This is a genomic window from Nostoc sp. MG11, assembly GCF_014904695.1.
Lineage (GTDB): Bacteria > Cyanobacteriota > Cyanobacteriia > Cyanobacteriales > Nostocaceae > Komarekiella.
In genome coordinates this window covers 33875-53030 of record NZ_JACXXN010000037.1, presented here as the reverse complement: position 1 = coordinate 53030, position 19156 = coordinate 33875, and the positions used below count along the sequence as shown (strand labels likewise).

General features: G+C 41.5%; 19 protein-coding genes. 11 read left to right on the top strand and 8 right to left on the bottom strand.

Going from position 1 to position 19156, the window contains the following annotated elements:
- Positions 1 to 184 precede the first annotated feature (184 nt).
- Positions 185 to 784: an MBL fold metallo-hydrolase gene (locus tag HCR01_RS29615; protein WP_193199592.1), complete on the bottom strand. Its 600-nt coding sequence runs from the start codon at positions 782 to 784 to the stop codon at positions 185 to 187.
- Positions 785 to 1146: 362 nt separating this feature from the next.
- Between HCR01_RS29615 and HCR01_RS29610 the strand changes: the two genes are divergently transcribed.
- The 5 genes from HCR01_RS29610 (at position 1147) to HCR01_RS29590 (ending at position 6067) form a co-directional block, all read left to right on the top strand.
- On the top strand, positions 1147 to 2532 hold the full coding sequence (locus HCR01_RS29610) for a cystathionine beta-synthase (protein ID WP_193199591.1): 1386 nt from the start codon (positions 1147 to 1149) through the stop codon (positions 2530 to 2532).
- Positions 2522 to 3664, top strand: coding sequence for a cystathionine gamma-synthase (locus HCR01_RS29605; RefSeq protein ID WP_193199590.1), 1143 nt, complete (start codon positions 2522 to 2524; stop codon positions 3662 to 3664). The genes HCR01_RS29610 and HCR01_RS29605 overlap by 11 nt, the downstream gene beginning before the upstream one ends.
- A 349-nt stretch (positions 3665 to 4013) precedes the next feature.
- Positions 4014 to 4376 (top strand): four-helix bundle copper-binding protein, encoded by a 363-nt coding sequence (locus tag HCR01_RS29600; protein ID WP_193199594.1) that lies wholly within the window; start codon positions 4014 to 4016, stop codon positions 4374 to 4376.
- Between the two features lie 272 nt (positions 4377 to 4648).
- Positions 4649 to 5446 (top strand): hypothetical protein, encoded by a 798-nt coding sequence (locus tag HCR01_RS29595; protein WP_193199589.1) that lies wholly within the window; start codon positions 4649 to 4651, stop codon positions 5444 to 5446.
- Between the two features lie 444 nt (positions 5447 to 5890).
- Positions 5891 to 6067, top strand: a complete 177-nt coding sequence (locus HCR01_RS29590) for a hypothetical protein (protein ID WP_191759816.1) — start codon at positions 5891 to 5893, stop codon at positions 6065 to 6067.
- A gap of 346 nt (positions 6068 to 6413) precedes the next feature.
- On the opposite strand, the gene HCR01_RS29585 is transcribed toward HCR01_RS29590, so the two are convergent.
- Entirely contained in the window at positions 6414 to 7340 is a 927-nt protein-coding gene (locus HCR01_RS29585; RefSeq protein ID WP_193199588.1) for an alpha/beta fold hydrolase, read from the bottom strand.
- 950 nt (positions 7341 to 8290) lie between these two features.
- Here HCR01_RS29585 and HCR01_RS29580 point away from each other — a divergent pair.
- From HCR01_RS29580 to HCR01_RS29565, 4 genes are all read left to right on the top strand, one after another.
- Complete coding sequence (locus HCR01_RS29580) at positions 8291 to 8845, top strand: thioredoxin family protein (RefSeq protein ID WP_193199587.1); 555 nt, start codon at positions 8291 to 8293, stop codon at positions 8843 to 8845.
- Between the two features lie 71 nt (positions 8846 to 8916).
- The gene (pyrH, locus tag HCR01_RS29575) at positions 8917 to 9645 is read left to right on the top strand and encodes a UMP kinase (RefSeq protein ID WP_191759819.1); all 729 of its coding nucleotides are present in this window, start codon (positions 8917 to 8919) and stop codon (positions 9643 to 9645) included.
- The gene (frr, locus tag HCR01_RS29570) at positions 9632 to 10180 is read left to right on the top strand and encodes a ribosome recycling factor (protein ID WP_193199586.1); all 549 of its coding nucleotides are present in this window, start codon (positions 9632 to 9634) and stop codon (positions 10178 to 10180) included. Before pyrH ends, frr begins: the two co-directional genes overlap by 14 nt.
- Positions 10181 to 10630: 450 nt before the next feature.
- Positions 10631 to 11752, top strand: coding sequence for a geranylgeranyl reductase family protein (locus tag HCR01_RS29565; protein ID WP_193199585.1), 1122 nt, complete (start codon positions 10631 to 10633; stop codon positions 11750 to 11752).
- A 374-nt stretch (positions 11753 to 12126) separates the two neighbouring features.
- Here the strand turns inward: HCR01_RS29565 and HCR01_RS29560 are convergent, their stop codons facing one another.
- Together HCR01_RS29560 and HCR01_RS29555 are read right to left on the bottom strand one after the other, a co-directional pair.
- Positions 12127 to 12978, bottom strand: coding sequence for a CPBP family intramembrane glutamic endopeptidase (locus HCR01_RS29560; protein ID WP_320073205.1), 852 nt, complete (start codon positions 12976 to 12978; stop codon positions 12127 to 12129).
- 189 nt (positions 12979 to 13167) lie between these two features.
- Positions 13168 to 13608 carry an AbrB family transcriptional regulator gene (locus tag HCR01_RS29555; protein WP_162397341.1) on the bottom strand — a complete coding sequence of 147 codons (441 nt, stop codon included), beginning with the start codon at positions 13606 to 13608 and terminating at the stop codon, positions 13168 to 13170.
- 1430 nt (positions 13609 to 15038) lie between these two features.
- On the opposite strand from HCR01_RS29555, the gene HCR01_RS29550 reads away from it, so the two are divergent.
- Positions 15039 to 16052 carry a succinate dehydrogenase/fumarate reductase iron-sulfur subunit gene (locus tag HCR01_RS29550; protein ID WP_193199584.1) on the top strand — a complete coding sequence of 338 codons (1014 nt, stop codon included), beginning with the start codon at positions 15039 to 15041 and terminating at the stop codon, positions 16050 to 16052.
- 81 nt (positions 16053 to 16133) lie between these two features.
- Here HCR01_RS29550 and HCR01_RS29545 read toward each other — a convergent pair whose 3' ends face one another.
- The 4 genes from HCR01_RS29545 to psbX all read right to left on the bottom strand — a co-directional run bounded on the left by HCR01_RS29545 (position 16134) and on the right by psbX (position 18625).
- Entirely contained in the window at positions 16134 to 16658 is a 525-nt protein-coding gene (locus HCR01_RS29545) for a TolB family protein (protein WP_193199583.1), read from the bottom strand.
- Between the two features lie 83 nt (positions 16659 to 16741).
- A complete protein-coding gene (locus tag HCR01_RS29540) occupies positions 16742 to 17302 on the bottom strand; it encodes a TolB family protein (RefSeq protein WP_193199582.1) in 561 nt (186 codons plus the stop codon).
- A gap of 47 nt (positions 17303 to 17349) precedes the next feature.
- Positions 17350 to 18258 carry a Ycf66 family protein gene (locus tag HCR01_RS29535; protein WP_193199581.1) on the bottom strand — a complete coding sequence of 303 codons (909 nt, stop codon included), beginning with the start codon at positions 18256 to 18258 and terminating at the stop codon, positions 17350 to 17352.
- Positions 18259 to 18505: 247 nt separating this feature from the next.
- Positions 18506 to 18625, bottom strand: coding sequence for a photosystem II reaction center X protein (gene psbX, locus HCR01_RS29530; protein WP_162397338.1), 120 nt, complete (start codon positions 18623 to 18625; stop codon positions 18506 to 18508).
- Between the two features lie 231 nt (positions 18626 to 18856).
- Between psbX and HCR01_RS29525 the strand changes: the two genes are divergently transcribed.
- Positions 18857 to 19150, top strand: a complete 294-nt coding sequence (locus HCR01_RS29525; protein WP_193199580.1) for a YggT family protein — start codon at positions 18857 to 18859, stop codon at positions 19148 to 19150.
- Positions 19151 to 19156 lie beyond the last annotated feature (6 nt).

Genomic DNA, 19156 nt, shown 5'->3' with positions numbered 1-19156 from the left:
TCGTCTGTTAGGCTGCTAGAGTACTGCATGGCTGCTGGATACGGCTTTTGCGGTAACTTTACTTCAATACAGTAAAAGATGTCAAATGGGTTCTATATGGTTGAGTGAGGCGATCGCACCCAACTTCCCAAATCTTCAACTGTGCGTAGGCTGTAACCACCGCAAGCATCGCCCCCTAACTTAATCACAGTGTCGCCACAAGTTCCTTTAAGCGCTCGTGTCCATCTCGGAATACTGGCCAACCATCTCCCACCAGCACCGCTTCCACCTGACTTAGTTGGGCCAACCTGCGAACAGAAGCGATCGCCTCTTCTCGATTCAGCAACTTGTCATCTGGTAAAATCGTTAAGCTACCTGCTTTGCGCGCTCGCACTAAATCCCCTGTAATCAAGGTTGTTTCCTCCAGCAGTAGAGCTAGTTCACCGGGAGTTTTAGAACCTTGCAGTTCAATTACCTGGAGTCCTGGTACTAATTCTTCACCATCAGAGAGCCAGCGATCGCAAAATATAGGGAAAGAATCTTTTTCTCCCACAGGGCCGGCTATCTTGGCATAGGTTTGATCAGCAATTTCTTTAGCTGCTCTGATATGCTCGGAGTTAGTTAGTACAATCCAAACTACACCACCGAGGGATTTCAGGTGATTCCAATCATGGTTTGATAGGGCTACTGGGTCAATCAAGATGTTGCCATCGGGACGAATCCAGGCAATCCCATTGAAATCAATATTTCTTGCCGGATTGAAATTAGACCAGCCATAAAGATCGGGACGGTGCAGAGATTTCATGATGATTTGGGATTAGTACCTTAATAGTTGACTATTAATCTCAATAATTCAGTATATAGATTAACGGTTGCATTCCATCTAAATCTGAGATCTGAATATACTACGATAAATCTATCGATATTACGCCTATTATCAAAATTACGTAAATTCTCAGATAACACTTACTTAAACTACAGCTAACCCTGCAACCATCTTAACCTCCCTTTCTTCTCTCCACGCCTCTGCGCCTCTGCGCGACGCCAGTTGCTACAACGCGGGGAACCCGCGCAACGCACTGGCTCCTCTGCGTGAAACATCATCCCAACTCATCCAACATGAAACACCCATAAACACATATCTCCCACAACTGACAAGGAGAAACTATGGCAACTTACGACAACATTTTGCAAGCAATTGGCAGAACTCCATTAGTCAGACTTAACAGAATTACCGAAGACATACACTCAACTATCTACACCAAAGTAGAATATCTCAATCCTGGCGGGAGTACCAAAGACAGAATTGCTCTCACCATGATTGAAGCCGCAGAAAAAACAGGTCAACTGCAACCAGGTGGCACAATTATTGAAGCTACCGCAGGCAATACAGGTGTAGGACTAGCATTAATTGCAGCCGTCAAAAAATATCGCTGTATTTTTGTAATGCCTGATAAAATGAGCCAGGATAAAATCAACCTGCTCAAAGCTTATGGTGCCGAAGTAGTTGTTACCCCCACATCCGTAGCACCTGACTCACCAGAAAGTTATAACGGTGTAGCGGAAAGACTTGCCAAAGAAATACCAGGAGCGTATAGACCAAATCAGTTTGAAAATCCGCATAATCCTTTAGCTCATTACTTAACTACAGGCCCAGAAATCTGGTTAGATAGTAATCGTGAAATTGATGTTTTTGTTGCAGGTATGGGAACAGGTGGCACAATTTCAGGAGTTGCCAAATATCTCAAAGAGCAAAATCCAAATATAGTAATTGTCGGTGCAGATCCAGAGGGTTCAATTCTTTCCGGCGACGCGCCAAAATCTTACAAAGTTGAGGGGATTGGTGAAGACTTTATTCCTAAAACTTTTAATCGCCAAATAGTTGATGAAATGATTCGAGTTAGTGATAAAGAGTCTTTTAATATGGCTCGTCGTCTTGCACGAGAGGAAGGCTTACTAGTGGGAGGTTCCTGTGGTACAGCAGTAGCCGCAGCCTTAAAATATGCAGCCCGATTATCGCAGCCCAAATATATTGTAGTGTTATTACCAGATACAGGAAGAAACTACATCAATAAAATCTACTCTGATGTCTGGATGCAAGAAAATGGTTTTTGGGAAGGAAAAACAGTAAGAGCTATAAAAATTGGCGAAATTTTGGCTCAGAAAACAGATTTCCCCTCTATTGTTGCTGTTAGTCCCCGCGACACTTTAAGCAAAGCCACAAGTTACCTGCAAAAGCTGAATATATCGCAATTACCTGTAATTGATAACAATCACGTAGTAGGAAGCCTCAATGAAGCTTCTTTGATGAAATTTCTCCATGATGGTATAAATTTTTCTAACCAGGAAGTTTCAGCAGTTATGGGTAAACCGCTGCCGATTCTGGATGAGGATGTGGAGGTTTCTGAAGCTTATCGAGTGCTTTTATCGGGGACAACAGCGATTATTATTACGCGACATAGTGTCCCAATTGGATTAATTACTAGAGCCGATTTAATTAGATATTGGATTAGTCAAACCCAAGAGGAATTAATAGAAAACAATGGAATTTGAAACTAGAGCGATTCATGAAGGACAACAACCAGATTCCCAGACAGGTGCGGTAATTGTTCCCATTTATTTAACTTCTACATACCAACAAGATGCCATAGGCCAGCATAAAGGGTATGAATACTCTCGCACTGGAAACCCCACCCGCACAGCTTTAGAAGAGGCTTTAGCTTCAATTGAAAATGGTAAATTTGGCTTAGCATTCGCCTCTGGTTTAGCTGCTACTACAACTATATTAAGTCTGCTTAAAAGTGGCGACCATATTATAGCTGGTGATGATTTGTATGGTGGTACTTATCGTTTACTAGAAAAGGTTGTGAAAAATTGGGGAGTGAATACTACCTATGTAGATATTGATCATATTGCTGATTTTGAAACTGCCATTCAACCCAATACCAAGTTGATTTGGATTGAAACTCCCACCAACCCACTATTAAAAATTATTGATATTGCCGTGCTGGCAAATATTGCCCGTAAACACAACATTATTTTAGTAGTTGATAATACCTTTGCTAGCCCCTACTTTCAAAAACCGCTAGATTTAGGCGCTGACATTGTAGTTCACAGCACAACTAAATATCTAGGCGGACACAGCGATATTATTGGTGGCGCACTTATCACTTCTAACGAGCAACTATACACTGAACTGAAGTTTTATCAAAATGCGATCGGAGCAATTCCTAGTCCCTTTGATAGCTGGTTAGTGTTGCGAGGTATTAAAACCTTAGCTGTAAGAATGCGCGAACATGAAAAAAACGCTTTATTTTTAGCTGAATTTTTAGAAAAGCATCCGAAAGTTGAACGAATTTATTACCCAGGTTTGCCTAGTCATGAACAACATCAACTAGCAAAAGAGCAAATGTCTGGCTTTGGGGGGATGATAAGTTTGGAATTAAAAGGCGGTTTTGCTGAAGTGGAAAGATTCGCTTCTCGACTCAAGTTATTTTTGTTGGCTGAAAGTTTAGGAGGGGTGGAGTCGCTGCTTTGCTATCCAGCAAAAATGACTCACGGTTCTCTACCAGAAGCGGAAAGGCTCAAACGCGGAATCAACGATAATTTAGTCCGTCTTTCAGTAGGAATTGAGCATCTGCTAGATTTACAAGCTGATTTGGAAAATGCTCTATCTTCAAGTTAATAGAAGTTCATAAATTATTATGTCCAGCAACCCTTTGTTAAAAAATAAGACGTAAGTTCTTAGTAAAATATCAACTTAAATTTTGCTCACCAAGTTAAAAGCTTAATCGCTTGAAAATCTCTACTTCATCATGGGAGTTTGTAACCCTTAATTCGTAATGCTTTTCGTGAAAACAGCACTAATTTTATGTGGAATTAGTCATAATTTCCGGTAATTATATCGGAATAGCCGGCTTATAAATCTGGGATAAAAAATACTATTGACTCCTTAAAAAGATAGAACTACTGTTAAAAGTAGTCCTTCTAAGGACACTCTCTATGCATCAAAAAATCAGGAGATATTTCTTATGATGATGATGATGATGACCGAATCCATGACCACCGAAATGCAAACTTGCATGAATGCTTGCATGGAATGTCATAAAATGTGCATGGAAACTATGGCTTACTGCATGAGCAAAGGCGGTAAGTACATGGACATGAGCATGATGAGCATGATGCGCGATTGTTCGGAAATGTGCATGATGTGTATGAACATGATGATGGGCGGTTCTGAGTTCATGGGACGCACTTGTATGCTTTGTGCTGAAATGTGCGATCGCTGTGCAATGGTTTGTGAAAAAATGAGCGATGACTCCAAGATGATGGAATGCGCCGCTGCCTGCCGTAAGTGTGCAGAATCTTGCAAATCTATGCAAATGATGCCTGCTTAATTCCACTACCCAGCAGAAGTTTCTCTGCAACCTAATATTCAAGCGCTCAGGCTCATCGGGTCTGGGCGCTTGAAGTTTTTAGCCATTGGTTCCAAGCCAAAGCGCCAAGAAAAAATCCCAGTTCATACTCAAATTTAGCAAGGCTGCGATCGCTTTCAGCTTTTCGCTCAATTTTTGCACAAGTGGCATCTACAAGAGTGCATAGCTTGCACTGACACAAAGCAGGCTTCTATGAAATACTAATCCTGCTGATGTCTTATGGCTAAAGACAGATGAAACACCTAAAATCTCGTTCCCAAGACCTGCGGAGTTTGTTTGAAAACAATATCACAATTGAATATGTGGCAGAACCCTTGAAATCTGTGCCAGCTGATGCTGAAGTGTCAGAGGTGCTGTATTGGATGCGCGCACAGGATTTTGATGTTGTTGGTCTTGAGACGGGAGATACTATTAGCGGCTATGTCGAACGCTCTAGTTTGATGCAAGCCAAATCTGGCAAGTGTAAAGACTATCAACGGGTATTTCATCCCAAAGAACTCATCGCCATTTCCACCCCATTAATGAAGTTGCTACCCATCCTACAACAAACTCCTAGATTGTTTGTCCTTGACTGTAATCAAGTGAGTGGGATTATTACCTGTGGTGACTTGCAAAAAGCACCCGCGCGGATGCTGCTGTTTGGTTTAGTAACCTTGCTAGAGATGAATTTGCTGCGGTTAGTGCGGCTTTATTATCCCCAAGATTCTTGGCAGCAAGTCCTGAAACCTGAGCGGTTAAGAGTTGCCCAACGCCTATGGCGAGAGAGTCAGGAAAGAAACGAAGCAACAGATTTATTAGATTACTTACAATTTTGCGATAAGCGAGAGTTGGTTTTAAATCAACCAGAACTTCTCCAGCAACTTGGGTTGAAGTCTAAGAGGTTTGGCGAACGCTTCCTAAAATCTGCCGAACAGTTGCGAAACCGATTGGCTCACGCCCAAAGTTTAGTTAGCGGTTCTTCTTGGATAGAGTTAATTTCCTTAGCTGAGGCAATGGAAACACTGTTAATCCGCTGTGAAGAAATTGAGTGAATAGTTGATTACTTGTAACAAAGTTACCAAGTCCGCTGCTGTAGAAATCAAATTTAAATTAAATATCCTGGCATAACTAGCTGTTTGAATAATAAATAGACAAAAGCTGGGAAATTCTCCTGTTTTATTTCTTTTTTTAAGTTTACACAAGTGTCAAAGTTATAATTTTTGGATTTACCCACATGTAATCTACTTGTAATACTAATTGAAGTGCATAATATGAGCTAAATTATTTAATTAATCAAAGTAGTATATTTCCTTCAACTAAAGACTGAATCTAATGTCAGCCAAAAGCTAGATCTCTAGCATATTTGTTTCTAACTTTAGGAGAGTTTAATCTCTAGAAAATATGTCTAGAACTAAAGGCGTAGGTATTACACACCTCAACTAAATTAGTTGTATACATGTGTGTAACATCTATGTAATAAATTGAGGTCAATAATTATGTCAGATCAAGTCATCAAATCCGATTTGCTTGTAGACTTACCCACAGAAGAACAGCAGCTTTTATCTGGAGGTCGCTGGGGCGGCTGGCGCGGGGGCTGGCGCGGAGGTTGGCGTGGACGCCGCTGGGGTGGCGGTTGGCGCGGACGTCGCTGGGGCCGCCGCGGTTGGTGGTAAGTCGCTAAAGCCTACTCATTAGGTAGTCTTGTAGTTTCAATGTTGTAATTAGCGGGGGAGGAGATGACTTGCATAACTCGCTTAATACAAAATAAGTTTTGAGAGAGTTTGTACAGTCTTCTTTGTTTTCTCAAGACGTTTAATAAATTAACGGCTGAGAAACAAGAAAGGAAACCTATATGATTAGTGCCTACCTTTCTACTTCGCCCGCATTGATGAAAAAATGACTTTGATTAGTTGAAAAATAAATTTTTTACGTCAGACTTTACAAGTGTAAACATACAATAGAATCATTCTTGAAGTATGTAACCCCCAAGCTTGAAGGATGGGGGTTATTGATTAGAAATTATGCCTCTAACTTTTCCGAGTTTATTACCGCTAATCGCTCCCAAACCCAATCTTGTAAAATCGGATTTACTAACTCAGGAGCTTCATCTTGGGGACAATGGCCTACTCCTTCTAGGGGAATAAACTTGAGTACTTGCGGGAAGTTGGCTAATTCTCTCCCTAACTCAACTGGTTCCCAAGGATCAGCAGTTCCCCACAAGAGGATCGCGGGACAAGGTAGCAGTGGTAAAAGGTCTTCTGGTAATGGCCCTGTAGAATAACCAGTAAAGGCAAGAAACACAGCCACAGCACCGGGATCACTTGCTGGTGACATGAGAATATCCACCAACTCATCTGTTACCACTTCAGAATTAGCATAGGCTTTTAATAAAATCTTCCGTACTGTTTTCGGTTTAGCAACTTGATTGAAAAAGAACTTGCCAAGTGGTTTGATAGATAATAGGCGTTGTAACAAAGGTGCTCCGACACGACGATACCAAGGTAGAGTTGCCCGTTTGCGATCGTGTAAGAGCCGTAGAGAACAATTGAGCAGAGCAACTCCTAAAGCAATATCTGGATTGGTTACTGCGGCTTGCATGACTACAATACAGCCAATAGAATTTCCTACCAAAAAAGCTGGTTCACCCACGACTTCGCGGCAAAAATCTGCTACTTGCTGTCCCCAAGTTTCCAGTGTGTAGGTAATTTTTTCACCCGGTTGAGGTTTAGCTGAAGCACCAAAACCAATCAAATCAATAGAATAAACACGGCAATTTTCTGCTAATACAGGTATGTTTTTCCGCCAGTGCCACCAACAAGCACCAAAGCCATGCACCAGAACAACAGCTGGCCCAGTACTTCCTTGGGTTTGATAGCAGATAGAGAAATCTTGCCAAACCCAGGTTTTTGTGGAAGCAAGTGTTGTTTTTGAACTAGAGGTTGTCATGAGGAATTTGATGAATACAATGTTATGAATAAGAGGCTTGGACTTGAGTGAGTTGCTTTAAGCATCACTGTTTTTATTTTGATGAAATTTGTTAAAACTTTAAAATCATAAGTAGTTCACTCTCTGGATATTATTAGACATCCTCCCCGATAGTATCTAGGCGGTTAGCACCAGCATATAGCTAACAGTTTAATCCAGTATGGATTTTCATCTATTCTCTGAGATTATGTCAATATTAGGAATCACAATTCCTGTAATTTGAGCCAGGTTTATGCCATGTTGGCACAAATTTCTAATCTTGTGATGCCATGCTTAGACTTAGATGTTGCTGCTACTTCTGATACTTTATATTTGGTAATACTGCTTATTGAGTATGTAGCAATAACTGTCTATATGGTTATGCCAAAACAGTCTAAATACTATTTTAGATGTATCCTGGCACGTAGAAGATTACTAGACAATACAGTATTCCTACGGCAATTCAAGAAGAATATTGTAAAGCCGACATAAATGAATATTTACAGTTGGGCAAATTGATGCTGTCAGTAACTTACCCTATGAAGATGAAGTCTCAATTCGCAACCAGTTTTGTGTAACACAGCAAATTAGAGATATAGATTTATTAACGATACAAATTGATGCTCGTGCGATTTGTCAATAAAAAACTGACTTAATTAAAATAACTAGCGGCGTTGCGATCGCAGACAATTACTCAACATCCAGATTAGACAGAAATATCATCAAGAATCTGATGAATTAGTATCAGTAGTAGATTCAGTAGTTTCACAATTTACGGTAGCCAAATTGATTTATAAAATTATTGGATATCAAGCATCGGCCAAGGGATGGTTTGCATCTGGAAACTGACGCTAAATTTGACAATAAGCTAAAACACATTGGACACACATTAGCTTATTCTTTTTGTCCTTAGTTCCTTCGAGCCAGAGAAGATGACTATACTAGAAGCAATTGGTACTCCTGTTGGGGGCTACGCACCAGATTTTGAACTGCCAGGAATTGACAATCAAGTACATCATCTCAGCCGTTATCTCAACAAGTTCCGTGCAATCGGCGTTGTTTCCATATGCAACCACTGTCCTTATGTACAGTTGTATCTAGACAGCCTAAAAAATATTCAAGCGGAATTTGCTCAAAGTGGCTTTACGCTAATTGGCATGAATGGTAGTGATGGTAATCATGATCCTAGAGAAAGCTTTGAAAATATGAAAGCTTTTGCCGAGCGTTATAAATTGAACTTCCCCTACCTGTGGGATTCAACTCAAGATGTGACTCGCAGCTTTGGTGCTACAAAAACACCAATGGCCTTCTTAATAGATAGTAACGGTATAGTGCGCTACAAAGGTCAAATTGCCGCTCATCGTCAAAATCCATCAGCTCAGGCAGAGGATTATCTGAGAACCGCGATCGCCTCTCTGTTTCAAGATCAAGAAATACATTTACCACAGACAGAACCTAATGGTTCTATATTGATCTGGCGTAACTAGACATAGATAGTCCCCGTAACTGTTATCTTAAATTGGAGGCAATTGCAACTTTTTTGATAAAGCGTAACTTCATGGGAACGAATTACCGACGGGTTTTACTCAAACTGAGCGGTGAAGCCTTAATGGGCAACATGGGCTATGGTATTGATCCAGAAGTGGTGAAAGAAATAGCCCAAGAAGTGGAAGAGGTGGTAGCCACTGGCGTTCAGATCGCCATCGTCGTTGGCGGCGGCAATATTTTTCGTGGCGTCAAAGCGGCGTCGGCGGGGATGGACAGGGCAACCGCTGACTACATTGGGATGATTGCCACGGTAATGAATGCCATGACGCTGCAAGATTCGCTGGAACGAATAGGAGTACAGACGCGGGTGCAAACCGCGATCGCTATGCAAGAATTAGCGGAACCGTACATACGTCGTCGTGCCATCCGTCATCTTGAAAAAGGACGGGTGGTAATTTTTGGTGCTGGATCTGGAAATCCCTTCTTTACTACAGACACCACTGCTGCCTTAAGAGCAGCAGAAATTGATGCCGAAGTGATTTTTAAAGCCACCAAGGTAGACGGAGTGTACGATGCTGATCCCCATATTCATCCTGACGCCAAACGTTTCACCAGCCTCACCTACGCGCACGTTTTGGCTAAAGATTTGCGGGTAATGGATAGTACTGCGATTGCCTTATGTAAAGAAAATAATATCCCAATTCTTGTATTTGACTTAACGGTGCGAGGTAACATCCACCGAGCAGTCATGGGAGAATCCATTGGCACTCTTGTGGGAGGTTCTTGTGAAATTAGCTGAAGCAAAAACTACGATGCAAAAGACCGTTGAGGCAACTCAGCGAGCTTTTAACACGATTCGCACTGGTCGCGCCAATGCGAGTCTACTAGATAAAGTATTGGTGGATTACTACGGTTCGCCCACGTCTCTGAAGTCACTGGCAAACATTAGCACGCCAGATGCCACGACAATCTTGATTCAGCCCTACGATCGCAGCAGTTTAAACATAGTCGAAAAGGCGATTTCTCTGTCAGATGTAGGATTAACCCCCAGCAACGACGGTTCTGTAATTCGGCTGAATATTCCGCCCTTGACGAGCGATCGTCGTAAAGAATTCGTCAAAATGGCTGCTAAGTATGCCGAAGAAGGTCGCGTTGCTATTCGCAACATCCGTCGAGATGTTATAGATTCCATTCGCAAACAGGAAAAAAGTGCTGAAATTTCGGAAGATGAAGCACGAGATCAACAAGACAAACTGCAAAAACTAACAAACGAGTACACCGCCAGAATAGACGAATTGCTGGCAGAAAAAGAAAAAGACATTACAACTGTCTAAAATGTGTAGACTTCTATACAAAGGATAGTACGAGTTATAAAGGCTGAAGTACTGAGTATTTCAGCCTTTATACTTTCTGAAGATATTTACTAAAAGTTTATAAAAAGTCGCAAACATTTACTTAAAAATTTGTAAACAGTCGAACTAAGAAATTGTATTGTAGAAGCGATCACATAAGATAAATGATGGAAATTAAGATCAATAAAAAGCAAATTTGAAGCAAAAAAGCCTAATAATCCAGTTAAATTAAATCTCAATTAATTAAAGCAGAGGTTTTACATCCAAATATTTACTATAAAAATAGCTAAATATTTAACTAAGTAAAACAGAATGCTATAGAATTTTCAGCAGTAAATTTTAAAATCAGTTAAAGTCTGGTCAGGATACATCTTTGTAGAGTACAGAGATACACTGGAAGATCAACTCATTCAGGAGCAAAAATTCAGCCCTATGTACGACTGCATCATCATCGGTGCTGGGCCCTCTGGTGGAACAGCTGCATATCATTTAGCCAAACAGGGTCGTTCAGTATTAGTTTTAGAAAAAGAATCCCTACCAAGATATAAACCTTGTGGTGGTGGTGTATCGCCAGCGATCGCCCAATGGTTTGACTTCGACTTTAGCCCAGCAATTTCTTTAAAAGCAGACTCCCTGCGCTTTACCTGGAAATTGGGCGACCCCGTAGAAGCGAAAATCGCCACTAAAGAACCAGTTTGGATGGTGCGACGAGATGTTTTTGACCATTTCCTAGTGCAGCAAGCGCAAAAGCAAGGGGCCCAACTGCAAGATAATACGGAAGTCACTGGTATTGAGTTTAAAAGCGATTATTGGCAAGTTAATACAGCAAATGGCCCGGTTACAGGACGCTACTTAATCGCTGCTGATGGAGCCAAGGGCTCAATGGCAAAATGGTTGGGCTTCAAAGAACGCAAACGCCGCTTAGCAGGAGCTTTAGAGGCAGAAGTTCCTGCAGCTGTGCAAGACAAATCCACAATTCACTTCGAGTTTGGCTTGGTGAAAAACGGCTACATCTGGAATTTTCCAAAAGCTGATGGTTATTCAATTGGTGTCGGTACTTTCATCGGTGGCGAACCCCAAGACTTCAAAAAGATTTTGGATGAGTACGCCCAATCATTTAATGTAGATTTCAAAACTAGTAAGCAGTATGGTCATCCAATTTGCCTGTGGGATGGCAATCAAAAGTTGCATACTCAAAATGCAGTTTTGGCTGGGGAAGCTGCTTGCGTAGTTGACCCCATGACAGCAGAAGGCATTCGCCCTTCAATTTTTAGTGGTTTGCTTGCAGCTGGAGCCATTAATGAGGCTCTTTCTGGTGATATTAACGCTTTAGAAAAATACAGCGATGCCATTAATGAACAATGGGGCAGTGAAATGGCTTGGGCACAAAAATTAGCTGGAGCATTCTATCGCTTCCCTGGTATTGGCTATAAAGTTGGTGTCAAGCGCCCTTCCGGTGCTCAGATTATGGGTAAGATCCTGTGTGGTGAACTGCGCTACGGCGATGTTGCAGGTCGCGCTTTGAAGCGTTTAATTCCTGGTTTTGGGGGCTAGTACTGCTACCTTGCGGGGAACGCGGAATTAAAAATTACCGAAGTTCAGATGTCAAGTGACAAGCCGCTCTGACTTCTCTCAAAATCCAAAAACCTTTGATTCCAGGCTTTTAGGCTGTTTTGAATAGTAACTTTGTTTCCGCCATACTCTACTAGCCATTAATTGTAAATTAAGCTGAGGTGCGTCAAGTAATCACTAACGCACCCTTACCCTTATATCTTAATTGTGTATTGCTTCTCTATCCCTGCAATAAATCTATTACCGATACAGTTCGGTTAACGATCACCATCATCTTTTAGGGTGCAGATAGCTGCCTGAACAAAGCCTAAGTCTGCTTTACATCTACTTCCATAACCTGGCGTCTATGCACTAAGTCAAATTAAATACAACCAAAGAATTACTCCAGTTCCCAGTACACAAATAATTCCTGCCAAGCCAGCCAGAGGTTTTTTGTTCTTCCCCGTGAACCACTCGGAGACTTTAGCAGTGTAAGTAACCAGTTCTGCTGTGTCTATGGTAGCGATCGCCCATACCCATCCCGCGTGCAACCCCCAAGCTAAGCCCAAATTGCCGCGATCAACAAACCGTGCTAACACCAGCACCATTCCCATTAACCAAAGTCCAGGAACTTGAGGTATGGTTTCGCTTCGCTCCCAAACTAGGTGTAGAATAGCAAAAATTAAACTAGAAATTGTTGCTGCTATCCAAATTGGGTAATCCTGCGCTAATTCACTGAACAAGAAACCACGAAAAATCAACTCTTCAATACCACCGACTAACAACGCTATCAATAAAATCGGTAGCAAGATAGGTGGTATTAACTTGACATTCGACCATTGAAAAGAACACCAACCCAGCCCAAATTGCCCACTAAAAACAATAGCTAGGCTCAGTACCCCCAAACCAAAACCTAGTACTAAAGAACCTAGCATTGAAATATTGGCAACACCGTAATTTGAGAAAGACGTATTAGTTAGCCAACTAATTCCCCAAAGACTCAGAGGGGCTAATAAGTAGAGCGACACGAGTAACGGCAACTTTTGCTCTGGCTCTAAAGGTTTAGTGGGTTGCCAATTGAGTTTAAATGCTGATATTACTGCTACTGGCAACCAACACCCTACCCAGAAAATGAAAAATACCATTACTACGACTAGTGCTGGTGCATTTTCTATAAATGCCAGCAAGGTATTGATTAAAGATTCAAAAAACGTTGGTAAAAAAAACACGATAGACTTCTTGCAAAATAGATTTCTTGGTTATTAATCAAGACTCTACTAAAATTTGTGAATTCCGCAAGGGGTCTAATCGTATTTTCTACTAAAACAAATTTTTAAAAGAGAACTATTCATTTCCTGTAAAGGTCAGGATAAGTTATCAAGCATTCACCTTTAACTTATCCCTACCATCAGAAAAATTTACTCCTCCTCTTCAAAATCTTCTTCGTCTGATTCGTCGGAGTCTATATCCAGTGACGTTTCTTTTTTATCACTTTCACCAAGTTGAATCAAGTGAATATGCTTGTATCCTAGTCTAATTTCAAACTCATCTCCAGGCTTTAAGCCCATTGCTTTGGTGTAGGTGGCACCAATTACAATTTGACCGTTTTGATGAACGCTAACCCGATATGTCGGTTCACGACCCCGACCATCTTTAGGTGCTTCTGGACTCAGAGGAATTCCTCTAGCCGATAGTAAAGCGTCATAAAAATCTGTGAGATTGACGCGAACCTGGTTATTCTTAGTAACAGTGTAATAGCCGCACTGCTTGGCTCTTTCTCGTCGTGGTAAAGTGGAAAGTTCTTTTACTTTAGCAAGTAGTGCTTTTCCGGTTAATGGCGCAGTTGCAGTTTCAGTCATTATGCTCAAGTTTTCCTTACTCTCTCCAAACTGATAAACAATGTCGTTTCATGCCAGTATTTGGCTTTTTAGCATTTGCATAGAGCTTATCGTAACCCTAGGGTGAAGGGTTAATTCCTGCTGATAGAAGACACAAGCACCTCTATTATGGTTGCCCACAATAGATTAGAAGTCAAAGTTATCACAGACATTTATTTCGGTGATTTTACGGCACTTTTAACCATCATTCGCCATCGGAAATTAAATTATTTTCTCTTTTGGCGCTACTGTAGCGGCGTAACTTGAAGCCACCTTTACGAATTGGATGAGTTCTACTACAAATAAGTCTTAGACCCAAGCAATTGCAGGTTTTTCACTTTTAGTGCTTGCCTTTCTTGCCCTAAAATTGTAGATTTTTCCCTACTCGTCCTCTCAAGCTTAGGACAGCATAGTATTTGAATAGGGTACTACGGGCATACACCCTTTTGTTCTGCCAGTAGAGACATGAATTTTCTTGTCTCTACACTACGAATCAACAAAGCAGTAGTAGCCGCATAAGCGCGGCTATTGATTCTGGTTTTGCTACTTCGTAATTTTATATTAAATACTAGCATGGACTAATAATAGCAAAATTGTTGTTTAATTTTGAATTAAAGTTGTAGATAAAATTTTATCTAAATCCCTGGACTTAAGAAGGGAAAAAGTGGTGAGGATTTTCCTCCCGCTGCATTGCCTAGTGAGTATTGTGGGATGGCTTTTATAAAAGTTCATCTAATTTAGACGAGTAGTTTTGTCCAATGAGTTAAATCCAAGATTTTCTTGATTGAGAGTAGACAAAAAGCGAAAAGTCTCACGCATCCGGGGTTCCCAGCGCAAGAACTTTTATTTGAAAGCAGTCAGACAATTCTGCACGTCCATCTATGGGAAGAATAAATCTTCCTATATATGCCTGGTGCTTTATTGCCACCACTAGATGTTAATATCCGCTTTAACACTTCTATATAACCAAAAAACTCCTGATTCGCCACAGCTTAAGAGATTTTTACTGCCAGGGCTGCTAAACTCAAGTTGACATCAAGATGCAGTGATAACCTAATATATGTATTTAATTTAAATATTTTCGCTAATTCGGGGATGAATACAAGTCTGGCTACAGATGAAGTCTCTCTTCGATACACTCTCAAACATGTAAATTAAATGCGAAACCACAATAACCTCTTTGGTTTTTGGGTGTAGAGCTTGAGATAAATGTTGCCTACTGCGCTATTACAACTAAAATTTTAATGGTTATCCTTAAATTAGAATCAGTAGCCTTTTCATCAGCCTATTAAAACCTGGCATTGAATAAAGGGCAACACAGAGTAGAGTATCACTCATTTTTTCACAATCATCTGCCTTTACTCGTGATCTCTAGGGCAGATGAGGAAATTTTAAGACTTTGGTTGGTAGTAATGGAAGTTATTTTTAAGGTCATTCGGCAACAAGAAAATTCCTCTCCTGTTGTGCAAACTTACCTTTTAGAGACCGAATCTGGCAATACAATCCTAGATTGTCTCAATCGGATTAAGTGGGAGCAAGATGGAACATTAGCGTTTCGCAAAAATTGTCGCAATACGATTTGTGGTAGCTGTGCTATGCGAATCAATGGGCGTTCAGCTTTAGCTTGCAAGGAAAATATTGGCAGTGAACTTGCTAGATTACAACAGATACCATCATTAGCAAGTAAAGTAAGTGACATTCCAGAAATCACAGTGGCTCCTTTAGGTAATATGCCCGTGATCAAAGATTTGGTCGTGGATATGAGCAGTTTTTGGAATAATTTAGAAGCAGTAGCTCCTTATGTGAGTACAGCTGCGCGACAAGTGCCAGAAAAGGAGTTTTTGCAAACACCACTAGAGCGATCGCAACTCGATCAAACTGGTAACTGTATTATGTGCGGTGCTTGCTACTCTGAATGCAATGCCCGTGAAGTAAATCCAGATTTCGTTGGCCCCCACGCCCTTGCCAAAGCCTACCGCATGGTAGCAGACTCTCGCGATAGCGACACTGAAAATCGCTTAGAAAGCTACAACGAAGGTACTAAAGGAGTGTGGGGTTGCACTCGTTGTTTGTACTGTGACTCAGTTTGTCCAATGGAAGTTGCACCACTAGAACAAATCACTAAAATTAAACAAGAAATTCTCACGCACAAACAAGCTGATGACAGTCGCACAATTCGCCACCGGAAAGTATTGGTAGACTTAGTTAAAGAAGGTGGTTGGATTGATGAACGTCAATTTGGTTTACAAGTTGTCGGTAACTATTTTCGAGATCTCAAAGGATTACTTAGTCTTGCACCTTTAGGTTTCAGGATGTTATGTCGGGGTAAATTTCCCATGTCATTTGAACCTTCCCAAGGAACGCAACAAGTGCGATCGCTAATCGAATCTGTGCAACAAGAAAAGGGACTGGGGACTAGGGATTAGGTATTGTGTCTTCAAGGTTGAATATTTTAAGTATTGGGAACTCTTCTCCAGTCACCAGTCACCATTCACCAGTCCTCATCTTCAACGCGGTTCTTGAGGTATGTTTAACGGTTGTCCAGAACGGTTATACACTAAAATATCCCACTGCCCATTGTTAGTGGATTCAAAAGCAATCCTATTACCATCAGCGCTAATTGCAGGGTTGCGAACTTCTGCTTGCAGATTAGTAGTCAAATTCCGTGACTGGCGTGTTTCCTGGTCGTAAAGAAAAATAGCCGATCGCCCTTGACGACTAGCAGCAAACACAATGTAACGACCATTTTCGGAAACACTAGGATGAGTTGCGATCGTATCCAAGGAGTTTAAACCTGGCAAATCAACCAAATTACGAGTTATCGTATCAAACATATAAACATCTTGACTACCCCGCCGGTCGGAAATAAAAACAATGTATCTCCTAGAAATTTGAGGTTCTAATTCCGAAGCTAAACTGTTAAGACCCCTACCTCCTGGATCAAAGGGATAATTCAACAGGCGAGGATAGCCAAAACATCCAGTCAAAAAGCCTGAGCATATAAATACAGGTATAAAAATAACGGGTTTCATATATCAATCATCAGTCAAAAGTCAAGAGTCAAACTAATTCGCAATGAGCTACGCCCCGCTCCTCTACTCCTCTCTCTGCTCCCCTACGGAGGCGAACCAACGGTTGCACCGTTAGGAATATCTAACTCTATATTCGGCCCCCGGTCTAGTACTTCAATATCCCACTGACCACGGCTAGCGGTTTCAAAGACAACATAACGTCCATCTGGGCTGATATTAGGTTTTCTTACCCAGCCGCGATAGGTTGGAGTGAGGATTTGCGACTGTTGCATAGCGCGATCATAAAGCGCCACTACTGGTCTACCTTGGTCACTAGTAATATAAGTAATGTAACGCCCGGTATAGCTCAAACTTGGACTTTCAGCAATTGTTTCCGGTCGATTTAAGCCCTGTATACGAATCAACCTTTGCTCCTCCAAGTTGTACACCAGCAGTTGATGATTACCATTTCGATTAGATACAAACGCTAAAAAGCGCCCATTTCCACTCAAAGCAGGTTGCTCCTCGGTGTAGCGACTGTTGAGGGAAGTAGGCCCTACAGGAATATCATTAGAATTACAAGCTACAAGTAAACTTATCAAGCTAAAAACCAGGCTCCAATGAATTGGTCTTTGGAGCCAAAATGTAGACGTAAATTTTTTCACCTCAACTGTGTTCCGTCGTCTCTCAGTCTCCCTGCACCCTGGCTATTTTAAACATTATCAAAATCGGTTGAATTATCTGGCTCCTCATTTGGCTTTTCAATCGGATTGTAGGGTACATATTCAGTTGGTATAGCCTCATCATCTTCGCGCACTCTCCGAGAAGACGAGTCAGTTGGCGGACGACGCCTTTTTGGTCTGGTAGAAGCAACATCGTCCTCGCGACTTTCTGGTCGCTGGGGCCCGTTATTACTACGACGAGAAGGTTTTCTAGCTTCCCCGCCTGAACTGTCCCAATCATCAACTTCCCTAGGCGAAGAACCCCAATTCTCCTCTTCAAAGCTGTCAGAAGTACGATTCACTGGACGCCCAGAATTACGCCGACGCCCTCTATCCCCGGCTTCTGTACTTTCGTTGCCTTTGCGGCGTTCTGGACGACGGGGAGATTGATCCTCGTAGTAGTTATCACGAGATGAAATTTCATCCCTGCTAGCCCGAATCCGGGGACGTACAGGGCGCTCCTCTTCTTCATAAGGCAGTGGCTCAAAGTCATCTTCCATCTCAGCCTGATACTTTCTGCGATCATTGTACGAATAGCGATCGCTTACTGGTCTGTCTTCATCCACAATCGGAGTATTGCGCTTGGCTTGCTGAGTAGCTATACTCCGCAAGCGAATACTTTCAACAGCAAAAAACACAGTTGTGCCGACTAATAGCAACTGACCAAATTGTAAAATTGGGTCTAGTCGCCACCCTTGGAAGATGAGAATGAAACCGCAAAGTAAGCCCACTGCGGCAAAAAAGATATCTTGATCTCTTGACAGTTCGGGACGCACAGTGCGGAGAAAATACAGTGCTGCCCCAGCCACAGCCAGGAAAATTCCTAGAATACTGGCTGAGTTTGCCCCAAAATTTACCTGAGCCAGAACACTGGCTGAGTTCAGCCCAAAATTTATCATTGCTGTTTTCCCAATATCAAATCTATGTTAGCGAGTCACAATTAAAATCACTACTCTAATTAGGCGCAATATATTGAAGCTTCAAAGCATCTGGCAAAGAAGCTCTGAAGCTGTCCACCGAAAGCTAAAAAAGCCGACGTGTGTCAACTACGACCGCCTTTAAGGGGAAAAATTGCTGCGCTTGGTGCAATTAGAGAAATAGCTGACAGACAATCGGGTATGAGAGTCCAAGCGACTCTCTCAAACATTATGAACGTTGGATTTTATCTTTCTGGCTAATGAAAATTAGACCAACTGTAGCAGGGATAACTACAATTGCAGCACCAAAAACCAAACTCCAAAGAAAATTTGCTAAAGAAGGCGTCATAGTTCTAAACCTGTTTTTACACACTTCATAATAATTCTAATGGTGTATTACTTTCTTGAGAAGCCTCTGAGCATGAGCGACCAAACTTAATAACCGCCATCACAAATCATTGTTAATCCGTATTAAGGATTGAAATAAAATAATAGAGAGAGTGCTTTACAAAGCTTAAAATTTTCTGGCGATGCCGTTCGCCCAAGTTCTTCCTTCATTCACAGATAGTTACTCAAACTGATGACTGGTGCCAACCTGACTGCTTGGATTCTCGGCCCTGTATTGGGACTGATGACGTTTTTGTTTATTTTTCGCATAATTCTCACTTGGTATCCCCAAGTGGATCTAAATCGTTTGCCCTTTAATTTAATAGCTTGGCCTACTGAACCTTTTTTAGTACCGATGCGAAAGTTAATACCACCTATAGGTGGAGTGGACATTACTCCCATTATTTGGGTTGGTATCTTCAGTCTGGTGCGAGAAATTTTGCTAGGTCAACAAGGATTGCTGACTATGATGTCTCGTGTAAGTTAGGGATTG

Bases quoted from the DNA above. Each gene is read 5' to 3' on its own strand.
- HCR01_RS29600 (WP_193199594.1), top strand. From the start codon at position 4,014: ATGATGATGATGATGACCGAATCCATGACCACCGAAATGCAAACTTGC.
- HCR01_RS29615 (WP_193199592.1), bottom strand. From the start codon at position 784: ATGAAATCTCTGCACCGTCCCGATCTTTATGGCTGGTCTAATTTCAAT.
- HCR01_RS29590 (WP_191759816.1), top strand. From the start codon at position 5,891: ATGTCAGATCAAGTCATCAAATCCGATTTGCTTGTAGACTTACCCACA.
- HCR01_RS29545 (WP_193199583.1), bottom strand. From the start codon at position 16,658: ATGAAACCCGTTATTTTTATACCTGTATTTATATGCTCAGGCTTTTTG.
- pyrH (WP_191759819.1), top strand. From the start codon at position 8,917: ATGGGAACGAATTACCGACGGGTTTTACTCAAACTGAGCGGTGAAGCC.
- HCR01_RS29535 (WP_193199581.1), bottom strand. From the start codon at position 18,258: ATGATAAATTTTGGGCTGAACTCAGCCAGTGTTCTGGCTCAGGTAAAT.
- HCR01_RS29555 (WP_162397341.1), bottom strand. From the start codon at position 13,608: ATGACTGAAACTGCAACTGCGCCATTAACCGGAAAAGCACTACTTGCT.
- HCR01_RS29525 (WP_193199580.1), top strand. From the start codon at position 18,857: ATGACTGGTGCCAACCTGACTGCTTGGATTCTCGGCCCTGTATTGGGA.
- HCR01_RS29585 (WP_193199588.1), bottom strand. From the start codon at position 7,340: ATGACAACCTCTAGTTCAAAAACAACACTTGCTTCCACAAAAACCTGG.
- psbX (WP_162397338.1), bottom strand. From the start codon at position 18,625: ATGACGCCTTCTTTAGCAAATTTTCTTTGGAGTTTGGTTTTTGGTGCT.
- HCR01_RS29550 (WP_193199584.1), top strand. From the start codon at position 15,039: ATGGAAGTTATTTTTAAGGTCATTCGGCAACAAGAAAATTCCTCTCCT.
- HCR01_RS29605 (WP_193199590.1), top strand. From the start codon at position 2,522: ATGGAATTTGAAACTAGAGCGATTCATGAAGGACAACAACCAGATTCC.
- HCR01_RS29565 (WP_193199585.1), top strand. From the start codon at position 10,631: ATGTACGACTGCATCATCATCGGTGCTGGGCCCTCTGGTGGAACAGCT.
- HCR01_RS29595 (WP_193199589.1), top strand. From the start codon at position 4,649: ATGAAACACCTAAAATCTCGTTCCCAAGACCTGCGGAGTTTGTTTGAA.
- HCR01_RS29610 (WP_193199591.1), top strand. From the start codon at position 1,147: ATGGCAACTTACGACAACATTTTGCAAGCAATTGGCAGAACTCCATTA.
- HCR01_RS29580 (WP_193199587.1), top strand. From the start codon at position 8,291: ATGACTATACTAGAAGCAATTGGTACTCCTGTTGGGGGCTACGCACCA.